The sequence below is a fragment of the Pseudomonas sp. 8Z genome, assembly GCF_902506535.1.
Taxonomy (GTDB): domain Bacteria; phylum Pseudomonadota; class Gammaproteobacteria; order Pseudomonadales; family Pseudomonadaceae; genus Aquipseudomonas.
In genome coordinates this window covers 305844-321116 of the sequence record NZ_LR733826.1, presented here as the reverse complement: position 1 = coordinate 321116, position 15273 = coordinate 305844, and the positions used below count along the sequence as shown (strand labels likewise).

At 58.2% G+C, this 15273-nt stretch carries 15 protein-coding genes; 2 read left to right on the top strand and 13 right to left on the bottom strand.

All coding sequences use genetic code 11. The features are described 5' to 3' along the window. Positions 1-136: 136 nt before the first annotated feature. The 13 genes from AERO9A_RS10820 to AERO9A_RS10760 form a co-directional block, all read right to left on the bottom strand. Positions 137-1816 carry a flagellar hook-associated protein 3 gene (locus AERO9A_RS10820; protein ID WP_159971965.1) on the bottom strand — a complete coding sequence of 560 codons (1680 nt, stop codon included), beginning with the start codon at positions 1814-1816 and terminating at the stop codon, positions 137-139. Positions 1817-1883: 67 nt separating this feature from the next. After that, positions 1884-3929: a flagellar hook-associated protein FlgK gene (flgK, locus tag AERO9A_RS10815; RefSeq protein ID WP_159971964.1), complete on the bottom strand. Its 2046-nt coding sequence runs from the start codon at positions 3927-3929 to the stop codon at positions 1884-1886. A gap of 9 nt (positions 3930-3938) precedes the next feature. Beyond that, entirely contained in the window at positions 3939-5123 is a 1185-nt protein-coding gene (flgJ, locus tag AERO9A_RS10810; RefSeq protein WP_159971963.1) for a flagellar assembly peptidoglycan hydrolase FlgJ, read from the bottom strand. 10 nt (positions 5124-5133) lie between these two features. After that, positions 5134-6213: a flagellar basal body P-ring protein FlgI gene (locus AERO9A_RS10805; protein WP_159972306.1), complete on the bottom strand. Its 1080-nt coding sequence runs from the start codon at positions 6211-6213 to the stop codon at positions 5134-5136. Between the two features lie 149 nt (positions 6214-6362). Beyond that, on the bottom strand, positions 6363-7085 hold the full coding sequence (gene flgH, locus AERO9A_RS10800) for a flagellar basal body L-ring protein FlgH (protein WP_159971962.1): 723 nt from the start codon (positions 7083-7085) through the stop codon (positions 6363-6365). Between the two features lie 39 nt (positions 7086-7124). Next, the gene (gene flgG / locus AERO9A_RS10795; RefSeq protein ID WP_159971961.1) at positions 7125-7910 is read right to left on the bottom strand and encodes a flagellar basal-body rod protein FlgG; all 786 of its coding nucleotides are present in this window, start codon (positions 7908-7910) and stop codon (positions 7125-7127) included. 46 nt (positions 7911-7956) lie between these two features. Continuing rightward, on the bottom strand, positions 7957-8697 hold the full coding sequence (locus AERO9A_RS10790) for a flagellar basal body rod protein FlgF (RefSeq protein ID WP_159971960.1): 741 nt from the start codon (positions 8695-8697) through the stop codon (positions 7957-7959). A gap of 211 nt (positions 8698-8908) precedes the next feature. Continuing rightward, positions 8909-10279, bottom strand: a complete 1371-nt coding sequence (gene flgE / locus AERO9A_RS10785; RefSeq protein WP_159971959.1) for a flagellar hook protein FlgE — start codon at positions 10277-10279, stop codon at positions 8909-8911. A 36-nt stretch (positions 10280-10315) separates the two neighbouring features. Next, complete coding sequence (gene flgD / locus AERO9A_RS10780) at positions 10316-10981, bottom strand: flagellar hook assembly protein FlgD (protein WP_159971958.1); 666 nt, start codon at positions 10979-10981, stop codon at positions 10316-10318. 22 nt (positions 10982-11003) lie between these two features. Further along, a complete protein-coding gene (gene flgC / locus AERO9A_RS10775) occupies positions 11004-11447 on the bottom strand; it encodes a flagellar basal body rod protein FlgC (RefSeq protein WP_159971957.1) in 444 nt (147 codons plus the stop codon). An 11-nt stretch (positions 11448-11458) separates the two neighbouring features. Beyond that, positions 11459-11866: a flagellar basal body rod protein FlgB gene (gene flgB, locus AERO9A_RS10770; RefSeq protein ID WP_159971956.1), complete on the bottom strand. Its 408-nt coding sequence runs from the start codon at positions 11864-11866 to the stop codon at positions 11459-11461. A 254-nt stretch (positions 11867-12120) separates the two neighbouring features. After that, positions 12121-12948 (bottom strand): protein-glutamate O-methyltransferase CheR, encoded by an 828-nt coding sequence (gene cheR / locus AERO9A_RS10765; RefSeq protein ID WP_159971955.1) that lies wholly within the window; start codon positions 12946-12948, stop codon positions 12121-12123. Positions 12949-12992: 44 nt separating this feature from the next. Further along, positions 12993-13925 carry a chemotaxis protein CheV gene (locus tag AERO9A_RS10760; protein WP_159971954.1) on the bottom strand — a complete coding sequence of 311 codons (933 nt, stop codon included), beginning with the start codon at positions 13923-13925 and terminating at the stop codon, positions 12993-12995. 79 nt (positions 13926-14004) lie between these two features. Here AERO9A_RS10760 and flgA point away from each other — a divergent pair, with 79 nt between their 5' ends. Continuing rightward, entirely contained in the window at positions 14005-14763 is a 759-nt protein-coding gene (gene flgA, locus AERO9A_RS10755; RefSeq protein WP_159972305.1) for a flagellar basal body P-ring formation chaperone FlgA, read from the top strand. Between the two features lie 133 nt (positions 14764-14896). Then, on the top strand, positions 14897-15238 hold the full coding sequence (gene flgM, locus AERO9A_RS10750; RefSeq protein WP_159971953.1) for a flagellar biosynthesis anti-sigma factor FlgM: 342 nt from the start codon (positions 14897-14899) through the stop codon (positions 15236-15238). The last annotated feature ends 35 nt before the right edge of the window (positions 15239-15273 follow it).

The window sequence follows — 15273 nt, the reverse complement described above, 5'->3', positions numbered from 1 at the left end:
TACTCGTATCACTGCATGAGCAAAATACATGCCGCACTATAGGATAAGGCTGGCGAATATACGACGCGGCGAAGTCGCGCGATGAACGCCGGGCGCGAGCGTAACAGCCCTGAGCGCCACGCCGCTAGGCTGGAAGCTAACGCAACTGATTGAAAAGATTCAGCCCGGATATCTTCACGTAGCTTTGCTGCGCCGCTTCAAGAATGATCGTCTGGAACGACAGACGCGATAACGCCTCGGCATAATCGAGTTCGCGCAACTCAGCCTGCACGGACTTGTTCACCAAGGTCACGTCCTCGTTGTCGGTGGTGGTTGTCTCGATCAAGCCCAGGCGCGCGCCGATTTCGGTGTGCACTTCATCGACGTTGGCCAAGCCGTTATCGAGGTTCGTCAGAGCGATAGCCACTTCATTGCGCACGGCCAGGTTGCCAGCCGGTGACGTCGGCGATGACTCCAGCGATTGGCGCAGGCGCGAGATGGTATTGAGGATGCTGCGCTGCTCCTGAAACTGTGGCTGCACACCAAACTCATCACCGCCGGCAGCGCTGGCCGGGCCCGACAAGATGAAGTCCACGCCATAGACGTTGAACGTCGACGGATACGGACCAGCCGCCGTTCCGGTGGTCAGTACCGGGCTGTTGGGGCCCACAGGCTGGGCGTAAACCTCGTAATTGGTGTCGTCGGTAAAGCGCAACACCACACCTGAAGTGGGAAACTGACCATCGAAGGTGGCCTGGTTGGAGATCGTGCCGCCGGCCACGACAGCCGCCGAAGCGTTGGTGGAGGAGCGCGTTATGGCAAATTCGGTCGGCGCGGACTGCAGCGTGAAACTATGCGTACCGATGCCGGGCGTACCGGGTGTGGCGGTATCGGCCAGCAGATTATCCAGATCAAGTTCGTTGTCACCGTCCTTGAGGGCTACGTCGAGCTGAAAGCGCATGCCGCGAAAATTGATGGTATTGCCACTGCTGGCCAGCGGGTCGATCTTGCCGCCACCGGGAACCTCCGAGGTCACATCAGCCCCGCTCGCATCGTAGATACGAAATTCGGTGCCACTGACGAAGGCCAGGGAATAAGGCTCGCCATTACGGAAATCAGAGTTGAAGGCACGATCATCCTGCACCAGTCCGGGGGAGATGAATACTCGCTGCTCGTCCGCAGGCACGCCGGGAATGGTTGTGGCGGGCAAGGGCGGCGACGGCAGCGCCGGGTTGCTCACGCCATCGGTATTGGCGACGCGATCAGCATTGGTAACGTCCTCGAACAGGCGCTTGCCATTGTCATTGATCGCCACATTGGTGGAACTGGCGACCTGCAGGCTGCGCTGCCCTTCGTCACCGAAGTAGGAGTAGGTGCCGTCCGGGTTACGCACGAATGGCGCCGTTTTGCCCAGGTTACCGGAGAACAGGTACTCACCACGGGCATTACGGCTGTTCATCAGGTTGAGCAACTCATTCTCACGCTCGGCCAGCTCCTTGGCGATAGAGCTACGGTCGGCAGCCGACAGCGCTCCACCACCGGCCTGCACGGCCAGTTCACGCACCCGATCCAATACGGTATTGACCGAATTAAGCGTGGTTTCTTCCTGGGACAGGCTGTTCTTCGCGGCGGTCAGGTTGTCGTTGTACTGAGAGAGCACCGACTGCTGCTGCTCCAGTTGCAACAGACGCACCGAAGCCACCGGATCATCGGCCGGAGTCAGGATACGGTTGCCGCTACTGATCTGCTCCTGGGTACGAATCAGATCGGAGTAGTTGCGTCCCAGCCCGGTGACACCGTTGTTGAATGCCTGAATGGACGAAATGCGCGTGACCATGGGGCTTGCCTCTTGCAGTGCCTGCTAGGTACACAGGCTGCATTCTCCGTTGCCGGAAGAATGACTATCAGAATGTATTGATCAGGGTATCGAACAGATTACGCGCCACTTGAATGATCTGTGCGGACGCCTGGTAGTACTGCTCGAACTGGATCAGTTTGGCTGCCTCTTCATCGAGGTTAACCCCGGATACCGAATCGCGGTTGTCAGTGGCCTGCTTGAGAATCGCGCTGGTCGCCTCACCGTCGACACGGGCCTGACTGGTCAGCGTGCCGACCCGCTCGACCAAATCACCATAGGCATCGGAAAAACTGGAACCGGTAGTGGTTGGCGCAGCCGGGTTGATACCGATTACCGACTGTTTCTGCAGATCAACCAGCTTTAACGCGTTGCGGTTATCGGAAACACCATTGGTGTTGAACGACACTGAAAAGTTATCGCCCTCCGAAGGCCGACCGCTGAGCGTCACCTGATAGTCGAAGGTCGACGGCACGTTTGGCGGATTGGCTGGCACGGTGATGGTCAGGGCGTTGTCCTGCCCCGGCACGATGCTGCCGCTGTCGAGCACGTTGCCATTGATGTCGAGCACATCGTAGCTTTGCGTGGCACCACCGGCAGCGCCCATCACGATGCGCAGTGGCGGCGCGTTGCGCAGACTGGTTTCCAGGTTGGTTTGCGCGGTCGTGTCGTAAATATCAATCTCAGTGGCCAGCGTCGGCTGGGTGATCTTGCCGGTGCCGATATTGGCCGGACTGGTTTCGGCCTTGAGCGGCGCGGCGAATGCCAGCTCCTCTGGGTTTTTCATATCCGCGCGCACATCACGCCCAGCGTTGCGCGTCGGCATCACCAGAAAACGGTCACCAGCGGCAAAGGTGCCGCTGGCCACGCCGATGGAGAAGCCATCCACCTCGGGAGCCGGCACGGTGGTGACATCAAATGTCGCCGGGCTGGCCGGGAACAACGTACCGTCAGAACTACGCCGCACCACGTACTCGGTGGCACTGGTGAACTGCACTTCGTAGTCGCTGGTGGACAGTTGCGTGGTATCGGTGATGCTGACGCTCAGGTTGGCCGACGGGTCGCTGTTACCGACTCGCGCCAGGCTGCGCTGAGCAAGCAGCAGCGGATCATTGATCGGGCGAAACAACTCGTTGCCGAACTCACCGTTGAGATCGAGCCCCTGGCCAAGCTGCCGGTTGACCTGATCAGAAACCGACAAGGCCAAGCGCCCAACCGAGTTCATCGCCGTATCGAGAACGTCCTGGCGATAGCGCAGCAAACCGCCCATCTCGCCACCGGTAACCAGCGAGGTGACGTTCTGCTGCGAGTTACCACTGATGAACTGGATTTCACTGCGCAGCGGGTCAGACTGCCCCGGCGTAACGGCCAGTTGCGCCGCCCTGCTGCCCACTACCAGCGGCTGCCCGGAACCGATGAACAGGTTGTAGCTGTTGTCATCCTGCGGCACCACGCTGACGCCGATGAACTCCGACAGTTTGCGCACCGCCTCTTCACGCGCATCGAGCAAGTCATTGGGCATGCTGCCGTTGGCCGAAGCGATGGCGATGGCATCGTTATAGCCGGCGATGGATGTCGCCAACTGATTGACCTGATCGGTCACAGCCGAAAGCTGCTTGTTGATAAAGGTATTCTGCTCGGCCAGGCGGTCGTAAATCGTGTTGAAGCGCTTGGCCAAGCCCTCGGCCTCGGACAAGGAAAGCTGCCGGGCCGGAATGTTGGCAGGGTCTTCGGCGGCGGTCTGCAAGGAGCTGAACAGCCTCTGCAAGCCCGGATTGACACCTGTGGTGCTCCCGGCAAGCAGCGAATCAAGCTGGTTGATCTGACTGAGGTAAGCCTGGGTATCGCTATTGAGCGCCGTACTGCTACGCACCTGGGTGGTCAGAAAGTCGTTGTAGATACGGCGCACGTCGTTGAGCGTAGTGCCCGAACCAACGTAGCCGACCCCACTGAACTGCGGAGCGCGCGTGGTCTGCACCGACTCCTGGCGCGAAAAACCGGGGGTATTGACGTTGACGATGTTGTGACCGGTAACGGACAGCGAGGTTTTATTCGCCGCGAGACCGGACAGGCCAATGTTCAATAGGTCAGCCATGATTCAATCTCAAATCCGTGTGGTGCTGCCGTCGGCGGCGGCAATGGCTTGATAGGTCTGCATCTTGCGAGCGATTTGCGAAATCTTGCGCGCATACTGCGGATCCGTGGCATAGCCGGCCTGTTGCAACTCCTTGACGAAGCGCTCCGGGTTGTCGGTGGCGTTCAGCGCCTTTTCGTAGCGCCCGTTGTTCTGCAGGAAGCTGACGTAGTCATCGAAGCTATGGGCATAGGACTCATAACTGCGGAAGTTGGCCGCTTCCTTGACGGCCTTGCCGCCTTTGTACTCGGTGGTCAGCACCCGTGCCGAATCGCCCTCCCAGCCGCCCTGGGACTTGATGCCGAACAGGTTATGGCTGCTGTCGCCATCACTCGTACGGATGATCGACTTGCCCCAACCGGTTTCCAGCGCCGCCTGCGCCACCAGATAGCGCGGGTCGACACCGATCTTTTCAGCCGCGGCCTCAGCCATCGGCAGCATGGTGGCGACAAATTCTGCGGGCGAATCGAAGGCCGCCTTGGCAGGCGCCAGGGGCGGCTGGGCGATCCGGCGCCCGGTGATGGCATCGCTGCGGGTCAGGCTCAGCGCCTTGTCGGCGCCCTTGCTCGCAGCCTGTGGGGCAATCCAATCATTACCGGCCAGGCTCTTGCCGTCGTCAGCCTCGCCCGTCGGCACGATGCCTGCGAGCAGACGGTCGGTGAGTTTGCCCGGTAGCGCCAGGCGCCGACGATTGAGCGCGGCTACATCATCGTTCTCGCGGAACGTGGAAACGTCTTTGCCGATGCTCTTGCCCGACGCCTGAACATTGCCCGGCTGCTCAACTTGGGCAAAGGGATTAGGCCGACTCGAAGGGTGCTTGGTCTTGGACATCTGCCGCGCCATGACATCGGCCAGGCCGATACCGCGCCCTTCATTGGAGAGCGTCACAGCCAACTGCTGGTCATACATATCCTGATAGGTCTTGCTCTCGTTGCTGTTCATGAAGTTGCCTTCGCTGAACACGGCGTTGGCCGAGCGCATGGCCTTGAGCATCTCGTTGACGAACAGCGACTCGAACTCCTTGGCCACCTTGCGGATGTTCTGCTCGCTGTCGCCACCGACCTTGAATTGGCTGAGTCGGTTGAGGTCGTTGAACGCGCCACTGTCGATCGGCGTCTTGGTGCCGGACAAGCCGGCATTGAGGCGAGAGTCCATGGTCAGCTCCTCAAATCACGATCAGGTCGGCCTGCAAGGCGCCGGCTTGTTTGAGCGCCTCCAGGATGGCCATAAGGTCTGAAGGCGAAGCACCTACCTGATTCACCGCACGTACGATTTCATCGAGGTTGGTACCGGGGCCGAACTTGAACATCGGTTTCTTTTCTTCGTCCGCACCAACGCGCGAACGCGGCACCACGGCGGTCTGGCCGCCCGAGAGCGCGTCCGGCTGGCTGACAATCGGGTCTTCGGTGATGGTCACGGTCAGGCTGCCATGGGTAACAGCCGCCGGCTGCACCTTGACGTTCTGGCCGATGACGATGGTGCCGGTACGCGAGTTGATGATGACCTTGGCCACCGCCTGCCCGGCTTGCACGTCGAGGTTCTCCAGAATCGACAAGTAATCGACACGCTGATTCGGGTCGAGCGGCGCGCTGACGCGGATCGAGCCACCGTCGATAGCCTGAGCAACACCAGGGCCAAGCAGATCGTTGATCTGATCGACAATGTTTTTCGCGGTGGTGAAATCCGGGCGATTAAGGTTGAGCGTCAGGGTGTTGCCCTGATCGAAACCACTGGGCACCGGACGCTCGACCGTTGCACCGCCGGGAATACGGCCCGCCGAGGGCACGTTGACGGTGATGCGCGAGCCATCGGCACCACTGGCATCGAAACCGCCCACCACCAGATTGCCCTGAGCGATGGCGTAGACGTTGCCGTCGATGCCCTTGAGCGGCGTCATCAGCAGGCTGCCGCCGCGTAGGCTCTTGGCGTTACCGATCGAGGAGATGGTGATATCGATGGCCTGACCAGGTTTGGCGAACGCCGGCAACTCGGCATGCACCGAGACCGCTGCGACGTTCTTCAACTGCACGTTACCGCCAGCCGGCACCTTGATACCGAACTGCGCCAGCATGTTGTTGAAGGTCTGCACGGTAAACGGCGTCTGGGTGGTCTGGTCGCCCGAACCATTGAGACCAACTACCAGGCCGTAGCCAATCAACTGGTTGGCGCGCACGCCCTGAATGGACGCCAGATCCTTCAGACGTTCAGCTTGGGTCGGCAGGCTGAGTAGCAGGCACATGAGCATGGTTGCCAGCAGCAGCCAGTCGTTGGCGCCACGCCGACGGTAGCCACGGTGCGCGGCAGCAAACTGCTGGCGGCAGGAATGATAGGGCTTGTTTTCACGTGGCGCCGGGCGCAGAACGCTGATCCAGGATGTCATGTCGTATCCCCTGCTCAGAACGGCCACAGCGGGCTCATGAAGAAGCGGCTCAACCAGCCCGGCTGGCTGGCATCGGCGAAGGCACCGGTACCGGAATAGGTAATGCGCGCATCGGCCACACGAGTTGAGGCCACAGTATTGTCAGTGGCAATATCGTCAGCACGAACCAAACCGGATATCCGTACCAGTTCATCACCGGTATTGAGGGTCATCCACTTTTCGCCACGCACGGCAAGGATGCCGTTGGGCAGCACTTCGGCGACGGTCACGGTAATCGAGCCAGTCAAGCTATTGCTCTGCCCTGCCTGGCCAGTGCCTGAATTGGCACGTGTGGCGTTCCAACTGGCATCGAGCCCCAGGTTGTTGTTGGTCATACCGAGAGATCCCAGACTGCTAACGGGGTTATTCGGCGAAGGCGTCATACCGAACAAGGTCGGTACACCCAGGGTCGCGCTACTGTCTTTTTGCAGGGTGCTGTTGGCGTTCTTGCTGGCCTGGGTACGCTCGTTGAGGGTGATGGTGATGATGTCACCCACGCGAAAGGCCTTGCGGTCGTCATACAGACCATTCTCAAACCCAGCCTGATAGATCGAACCGTTATTCTGCGCAGCCGGCAGCGGCGTACGCGGCAGCACCGGGGCGTAATAGGGATCGTCCGGCTTGGCTGTCGGCGCCACGCAACCGCTACTCAGCAGCACGCTGGCCAACAGGGGAAAACAGATCAAATGCCGGTTCATAACCTCTACCTCACGGTGTAACTAGTCTGGCTCAACGGATCAGAGGTTCTGCGTCACGAACGACAGCATCTGATCAGCAGTGGAAATCACTTTGGAGTTCATTTCATAAGCGCGCTGAGTGGTGATCATGTTCACCAGCTCTTCCACAACGCTGACGTTGGAGTTTTCCAAGGTGTTCTGCAGGGTGGTCCCCAGGCCATTGAGGCCAGGTGCGCCGACCTGTGGCGCGCCACTGGAACCGGTCTCCAAAAACAGGTTGTTGCCGATGGCCTCAAGACCTGCCGGGTTGACGAAGTCCGCCAACTGAATGTTGCCGATAACCTGCGGCTGCGAGTTGCCTGCCGTGGTCACGGAGGCGGTGCCATCCTCACCCACGGTAAAAGTACGCACTTCGGCTGGCAGCACGAGAGCCGGCTCCAGCGGGAAGCCCTGAGAGGTGACGACCTGACCATCGGAGTTGAGGTGGAAGCTGCCATCGCGGGTATAACCGACGGTGCCGTTGGGCATCAGAATCTGGAAAAAGCCCCGGCCATTGACGGCCATATCCAGCGGCTGCTCGGTGGTTTGCAGGCTGCCGGCAGTAAAGATCTTCTGCGTGCCCACCACGCGTACACCGGTACCCAGTTGCAGACCGGAAGGCAGTTGGCTGTCCTGGGTGGACTGACCGCCCGGCTGACGCCGGATCTGATACAGCAGGTCTTCGAATTCCGCACGGTCACGCTTGAAGCCCGTGGTCGCCACGTTGGCCAAGTTGTTGGAAATGGTGGTCAGGTTCATGTCCTGAGCGGACAGACCGGTCTTACTGACCCACAGTGCCGGAAGCATATCGTTTCTCCTCGGGTGCCGGTTTTACGGCGCCGCCTGCTGGTAATTAGCTAATCTGCAAAACCCGAGCCATAGAGGATGCGTTGTCTTCAGCGGTACGCATCATCTTTACCGAGAGCTCGAATTGGCGTGACAAGGAGAGGATCGCGGTCATCTCCTCGACGGCGTTAACATTGCTCGATTCAAGAAAGCCGGAGGTCAGGGTGACCGCCGCATCAGGCTCGATCTGAGGCTGCCCCTTGACCCGAACCAAACCATCGGTGCCCTTCTCCATTTGTTTGGGGTCCGGGTTGACCAGCTTGATGCGATCAACCTCGGCCAGCACGTTAGGAGCCTCGCCCAACGCGCGAATGGTGATGGTGCCGTCCTGACCAATTTCCACCTTCTGCTCTGGCGGCACGGCAATCGGCCCGGCATTGCCCATCACCGGCAAACCATTGCCGGTACGCAACATGCCCTGAGCGTCAATATTCAGGCTCGCAGTACGCACATAAGCTTCACTACCGTCCGGCGCCTGCACAGCGATCCAACCTTTACCGCCTACGGCCACATCCATGTCACGCCCGGTCTCCTGCAACGAGCCTGGGCGAAAGTCAGTAGCAGGCCGCTCGCTCATGGCGAACACACGGGACGGGAAAGTTTCGCCGAACAACGGCATTGAACGGGCCTGCTCAAAATCACGACGAAAGCCCGTTGTCGAGACGTTGGCCAGGTTGTTGGCGTGAGCGCGCAAACTCAGAGTGTTGTTCTGCGCCCCTGTCATGGAGACGTACAGCATCTTGTCCATGGAAATTCTCCTGGCGGGCGACATGCCCTTGGCTCTTTACATGACTGAAAGCAAGCCACGTGCCAACCAAGAAAAAAATAGTAAGACACTGATATAAAAGAATTTTTTTACAAATACGGGAGGATGAAAAAATTCAGGCGGCGATTTTTTGCCGACCCTCAAACAACAAAGCGGCAAGCCTCGCTTGCCGCTTTGCTAAGCAGACGGTGCATCAACGCAGGTTGATGATGGTCTGGGTGATGGCGCTTTCGGTTTCAATGGTCTTGGCGTTGGCTTGATAGTTACGCTGAGCCACGATCAGATTCACCAACTGGTCAGAAATTTCCACGTTGGAGTCCTCCAGAGCACTGGACTGCAAGTTGCCCAGCGTACTGCTGCGCGGCGTGCCGATTACCGGCTCGCCCGAGGCGAAGGACTGCACCCACTCGGTCTTGCCATTGGGCGTCAGCCCCTGAACATTAGCGAAGTTGGCCAGCAGTACCTGGCCCTGCACCTTGGACTGACCGTTGGTGTAACGGGCAAAGATGATGCCGGTGTCATCGATTTCCAGACCCGACAATTGACCGGTGGTATAGCCATCCTGACTCACCGCATTCACACCAAAGCTCGCGGCATACTGAGTCGAACCGCGCATATCGAAGGTGAAATCCGCACTATCCGCGCCATTAGCAACCAAGGTGCCCGGATTCGCCGGATCCTCCTCCGCTGGCACCCAATCAGCAGCAGCAAGCGCAAACACACCATTGGCAGCGGTTGCCGGAAGCGCCGGTGCATCAAGTGCCGGGTTAGCAGGCGTACTGGCAATTGGCGTTAACGCCGGGTTGGACAACTGACCGCTCGCATCGAAGTTCACCGAATAGCTAAATGGCTGGGTGCTGGTGGGATCACGCGGGTTGACGCCATCGATCAGCACATTCATGACCCAGCCGTTATTGGCCGGCGCTTCGTTCTTGACGAAGTACTGGCTCATCACGTGAGCATTGCCCTGGGCGTCATAAATATTGGTTGAAGTCGACCAGTTGAAGGACTGCGCATCACTCGGATCGAAGGTCGGCGCCGCCATGGTACCGGCGTTGACCGGGCGCACGGCGTTGGAGTTAAGGTTGATCGACTGCGTGACGGATGTGGTCGCCTTCGGCTCCTGCTGACCGGCATTGATACGCAAATCAGTCTGAATCGGCAGGACATTACCGTCCTCATCCGCGGAATAGCCCTGCAGGCGATAGCCGAAGTTATTGACGATATAGCCATCGCGATCCGTACCAAAGTAGCCAGCACGGGTATAACTCATGCTGCCGTTATTGCTAGTCATGAAGAAACCGCTGCCATTGATCGCCAGATCCAGCGCATTTTGCGTGTAGTTGATGTTGCCCTGATTAAACGACTGAGAGATGTCAGCCAGCAACACACCACTACCACGCGGATTAGAGCCACTGCCCAGCATCGAGGCCGCGTAGACATCGGCGAACTCTGCACGCGAGGACTTGAAGCCAGCCGTACCGGCGTTAGCGATGTTGTTACCGGTGACATTGAGATCGCTGGTAGCGGCGCGCAGACCACTGAGACCAATATTGAACGACATGGAAATCTCCTTTGCCGGAATTGCCGGCCGCAATAATTACTGGCCGATGACCTGCACTTGAGAAAGAGGGACACTGCCCAAGCCAGCCAGGTTGAGCATCAGCTCACTGCCGCCCAGGGTGACGCTATCGACGTTGGCCGGCAGCATGCTGTAAAGCCCCTTGGTTTCAGAGCCATAGGTGGCTTGCGCTTCAAACTTGTAGGTGCCTGGCGGCATCACCGCACCACTGGAATTCTTGCCATCCCAGATGAAGCTGACATTGCCAGCAGCCTGTTCACCCAGGTTGACGCGATTGACCAAGGCACCAGCATTGTCATAGACGTTGACGTAGACGTTGCTACTACTTACCGGCAGAACCACACTCGCCTTGAAGCTCTCACTGGTGTCGACCACCGCCTTGTCGCTCGGTACGATGACCTTGCGCCCGACCAGAGAAGACGCTTGCAGCGCCTGCGAGGACTGGAAGCTGGACATCATCGAAGTCGCGCTGTCGTTCAACTGCTGGATCCCTTCCAAGCTACTGAATTGCGCCAGCTGAGCAATGAACTCACCGTTACCCTGAGGCTCCAGCGGGTTCTGATTGTTGAGCTGGGCCACGAGCAGGTTGAGGAACTCGTCCTTGCCGAGGTCCTTGCTCTGGGTTGTGTCCTGCTTTATCTGGTACTGCTCCAGTACCGAGCTAGCGCCGCTTACGGTAGTCATGACCTGCGTTCCTCGTAGTGACTTACTGACCCAGGGTCAGTACGCGTTGCAGCATCTGCTTGGCGGTGTTCATCATTTCCACGTTGGTCTGGAAGGCCCGACTGGCAGAAATCATGTCAGCCATCTCCTCGACCACGTTGACGTTCGGGTAGTAAACGTAGCCATCGGCATTGGCCATCGGATGATCCGGCTCGTAGCGCGGCATCAGGCTGCTCTGATCCTCGACCACACCCAACACCTGCACACCGCGCCCCGCCTCATCCTGCTCGGCGAACAGCGAACCACGGTCACCGCCCTGCGCCTGCTGAAACACAGTGGCAAATACCGGGTGGCGCGCACGATAGGTCTGATCAAGGCTCGAAGAGACCGTCTCGGCGTTGGCGATGTTGCTGGAGATGGTATTGAGGCGGGTGCTCTGAGCACTCATACCGGTTCCGGCAATATTGAAGACACTGGCAAGGGACATGGTCTGGCTCCTTATTCGCCGCGCAGGGCTGCAGTCAGCCCTTTGAATTTGCTGTTGAGAAAGGTGAAGCTGGCCTGAAGCTGCACGGTGTTCTCAGCGTAATTCGATTGTTCGATCTGTAGATCGACAGTGTTCTGATCCAAGGAAGCCTGGAATGGTGTGCGATAAGGCAGCTCAGCCTCACCGCTTGGCACGCCATCAGCGGCAATATGGCGACTGTCAGTGCGATTCAGGGAAACCGGGCCGCGCTGCTGGCGCGAACTCTCGGCCGCCAGGACGCTGGCAAAGTCCAGATCACGCGCCTTGTAGTTCGGCGTGTCGGCATTGGCGATATTGTTGGCTAGCACCTCCGCGCGCTGGGCACGGAAAGTAAGTGCTTTTTCATGAATACCGAGGGCGCTGCCGAAGTTGATGCTCATGTTCTGAACCTTTGCCGCTGGGGCATCTGATCGCTGTCGCGAGATATTCAGCAAAGGCTGTGCCAACTCATCAACACCAATAGAATCAATGAGTTAAGCGACTAAAGAGGTAAAAAGAGAGGCAAAGCGGCAAGGCTTTACCGCCAGTGGCAAACAAGCGGCAAAGCAACCAGAGGCGCTTTGCCTCCTTGCAGTCGCTCTGGCCAAAAAGCAAAACGGGAGGCCGAAGCCTCCCGTTCTAGGGAATCAGGCCATCATTTGGCCTTGTAGATGATGCCCGGACTGCACTGAACCATCTGGTACTTGTCCGGCAGCCCGTTAAGCGCCTCGGATGCCCCCAGAAACAGATAGCCTCCCGGCTTCAACGTGGCATGAATGCGCGTAAGGATGTCCTTCTTTACCTCTGCGGAAAAGTAAATCAGCACGTTACGGCAGAACACGATGTCGAACTTGCCCAAGGCCGCATAGCTGTCGAGCAGGTTCAACGGACGGAACTCCACACGACTCTTGACCGCGGGCTTGACCTGCCAACGCCCCGGCCCACGTGGGTCGAAATAGCGCTGCAGACGCTCCTGCGACAAGCCACGCCCCATCGCCAAGCTGTCGTACTCACCCGACTTGCAATTGGCCAACATCGATGGTGACAAGTCGGTGGCAACGATCTGCACACCAGCCTTGAGCTGCCCAAGATTGCTGCGCTCGAATTCATCGAGCGACATGGACAGCGAGTAAGGCTCTTGTCCCGACGAACAAGCCGCCGACCAGATACGCAACCGCTGAGCTGGATAGGCTTTGATCAGTTCCGGTAAAACCCTGCTCTTGAGCACGTCGAACGGGTAGGTGTCACGAAACCAAAGCGTTTCGTTAGTCGTCATGGCATCGACCACTTGCTCGCGCAACCCGCCGCGAGGCTGGCTTTGCATACGCTGCACCAGCTCACCCAGAGTCTTGATGCCGTTCTGCTCCATCAGCTTGTTCAGACGGCTGGAGACCAGATACTGCTTGTTGTTGCCAAGCAGAATACCGCAGGCCTTTTCCAGGAATGTCCGGAACTGCTCGAAATCCAAATTACCTGAAGACACTAGTGCCGCCTCACCTACCATAATGTTCGCCAAGAGATACCCCCTCAGCCCCCATCTACCACGCGGATACGGTCAACCACGCGCGCCGCCAGATCGTCCGGCTTGAACTTGGCCAGAAAATCGTCGGCCCCCACCTTCTTCACCATCGCCTGGTTGAAAACGCCCGACAGCGAAGTATGCAGGAGTATATGTAGCTTCTGCATGCGAGAATCGGCACGGATTTCGGTTGTCAGGGTATATCCGTCCATTTCCGGCATTTCGATGTCGGAAATGATCATCAACAACTCCTTGTCTGGCTGCTTGCCTTCAGCCGCCATGCTCTTGAGGTAATCGAGCGCCTCGCGCCCATCGTTAAGTGCAATTACCTCCACCCCAACCGTTTGCAGGCAACGCGAAACCTGTTTGCGCGCCACAGAAGAGTCATCGACGATCAGCACGCACTTGGATACCGCCTTGCTCTGCACATGCTCATCGATCACCCCTTCGGAAATCACCTCTGATGTGGGCGCAACCTCGGCCAGGATCTTCTCCACATCGATGATTTCCACCAACTGCTGATCCATACGGGTCACAGCAGTCAGATAGTGGTCGCGGCCAGTGCCCTTGGGTGGCGGATGGATCTCCTCCCAGTTCATGTTGACGATGCGCTCCACCGACCGCACCAAGAAACCCTGCACCTTGGTGTTGTACTCGGTGATGATCACAAAGCTGGTCTTGATGTTATCCAGCGGTGCCCGCCCCGTGGCGATGGCCAAATCAAGAATGGGAATGGTGCCGCCACGGATGTTGGCTACACCACGTACGACCGCGTTGGATTTGGGCATGATGGTGAGATTGGGGCACTGCAACACCTCCTTCACCTTAAATACGTTGATCCCATAAAGCTGAGGGCCATCCAGGCGGAATAGCAACAGCTCCAAGCGGTTTTGCCCTACCAGCTGTGTACGCTGGTTAACCGAATCCAGTAACCCGGCCATGCCCGGACTCCTCTTCGTCAAAATAACGCTAACTCTATTGAGCCTAGCAGGCGGCACGAGCCTTGCTTCATCAAACTTCATGAAGCTACTAACGTCATCATCCCGTCAGTTACTGGCAAAAAGCCTCCGCGCCCTGCCCGTTTTACTCGCTTTGCCCCTGATCGGCTATAGCGGCAGCGCTGCTGCTGCCATCACAACTACCGATGAGCTTATCGGCGCTGCCGAGTCTTTTCTTGAGCAGGCAGTCGTCGAATATTTACAGCGTAGCGAAATCCAGGGACGCCATGAGATCAGTATTAATCGACTCGACCCAAGGTTACGACTGCCCAAATGCGATCAGGCCCTAAGCGTGCGCCTGGAAACCCCAGCGCAGCCCATCGGCCGAGTAACAACTCGCGTACGTTGCGATGGCAGCTCACCCTGGACAGTTTTCGTGCCGGGCGAGGTACGCCTATTTCGTGACGTACTGATTATGACGCGCCCGATGAAACGTCTCAGCGTGATAGGCGCATCAGACGTAAGCCTGGTAGAACAGGACATAAGCCAGCTTAATCAAGGTTTCCTCACGGACCCCAGCCAGGCAATCGGCAAAAAATTGACGCGCCAACTTGCAAGCAAACAGGTTATCGCCCCTAATTACCTACAAATCGCCGAGGTCATACGCAAAGGCGATCAGGTCGTGATTAGCGCCCGCAGCGCCAGTGTGAATGTCCGCATGCCTGGTGAAGCACTGAGCAACGGCTCTCCAGGTGAACAGATCCAAGTACGCAACCTTCGCTCACAGCGGGTGATAAGAGCCCGCGTGGTGGGGCCGGGACAGGTAGATGTGGCAATGTAGGCATGTTTCTTGTAGCGCAACAGGCTGGCGATTTTCTACACTGTCCAAACGACGCAGATTTTTTCCTAAAGTTTTTACGGCACTGGCCGAAAAGCTTGGCAAGCGTCCACCATATCGTCCGAGGTTCTGCATCATGGTCACTGACTTTAACCGGCTGAACAACGCCACTACACCCGCCAATGCGGGGCGTACTGGCTCGACTCAGACTGGCAATCGCAACGAGGCCCTGCAGTCGCCTCAAGCGCCTGTCAGCAGCAAAGGTCAAGAACCGCAAGCCCCGGTCAAAAGCGGTGAGCCCGTACAGCTGAGCCAAGAGGCACAGCAAATGCAGAAGATCAGTGAGAAGCTACGCGATCAACCCATCGTCAATAAAGATCGTGTATCCCAGCTCAAACAAGCCATTGCTGATGGCAGCTATCAGGTCGACAGCAAGCGCGTCGCCCAAAAGCTGCTCGACTTCGAATCCCAGCGCTAGTCCTAAGGGCTGCGCTGGGGGTGTTGGACGCCCGA

Excerpts from the sequence above, each read along its gene's own strand:
- AERO9A_RS10820 (WP_159971965.1), bottom strand. The coding sequence starts at position 1,816 with ATGGTCACGCGCATTTCGTCCATTCAGGCATTCAACAACGGTGTCACC.
- flgK (WP_159971964.1), bottom strand. The coding sequence starts at position 3,929 with ATGGCTGACCTATTGAACATTGGCCTGTCCGGTCTCGCGGCGAATAAA.
- flgJ (WP_159971963.1), bottom strand. The coding sequence starts at position 5,123 with ATGGACTCTCGCCTCAATGCCGGCTTGTCCGGCACCAAGACGCCGATC.
- AERO9A_RS10805 (WP_159972306.1), bottom strand. The coding sequence starts at position 6,213 with ATGCTCATGTGCCTGCTACTCAGCCTGCCGACCCAAGCTGAACGTCTG.
- flgH (WP_159971962.1), bottom strand. The coding sequence starts at position 7,085 with ATGAACCGGCATTTGATCTGTTTTCCCCTGTTGGCCAGCGTGCTGCTG.
- flgG (WP_159971961.1), bottom strand. The coding sequence starts at position 7,910 with ATGCTTCCGGCACTGTGGGTCAGTAAGACCGGTCTGTCCGCTCAGGAC.
- AERO9A_RS10790 (WP_159971960.1), bottom strand. The coding sequence starts at position 8,697 with ATGGACAAGATGCTGTACGTCTCCATGACAGGGGCGCAGAACAACACT.
- flgE (WP_159971959.1), bottom strand. The coding sequence starts at position 10,279 with ATGTCGTTCAATATTGGTCTCAGTGGTCTGCGCGCCGCTACCAGCGAT.
- flgD (WP_159971958.1), bottom strand. The coding sequence starts at position 10,981 with ATGACTACCGTAAGCGGCGCTAGCTCGGTACTGGAGCAGTACCAGATA.
- flgC (WP_159971957.1), bottom strand. The coding sequence starts at position 11,447 with ATGTCCCTTGCCAGTGTCTTCAATATTGCCGGAACCGGTATGAGTGCT.
- flgB (WP_159971956.1), bottom strand. The coding sequence starts at position 11,866 with ATGAGCATCAACTTCGGCAGCGCCCTCGGTATTCATGAAAAAGCACTT.
- AERO9A_RS10760 (WP_159971954.1), bottom strand. The coding sequence starts at position 13,925 with ATGGCCGGGTTACTGGATTCGGTTAACCAGCGTACACAGCTGGTAGGG.
- flgA (WP_159972305.1), top strand. The coding sequence starts at position 14,005 with ATGAAGCTACTAACGTCATCATCCCGTCAGTTACTGGCAAAAAGCCTC.
- flgM (WP_159971953.1), top strand. The coding sequence starts at position 14,897 with ATGGTCACTGACTTTAACCGGCTGAACAACGCCACTACACCCGCCAAT.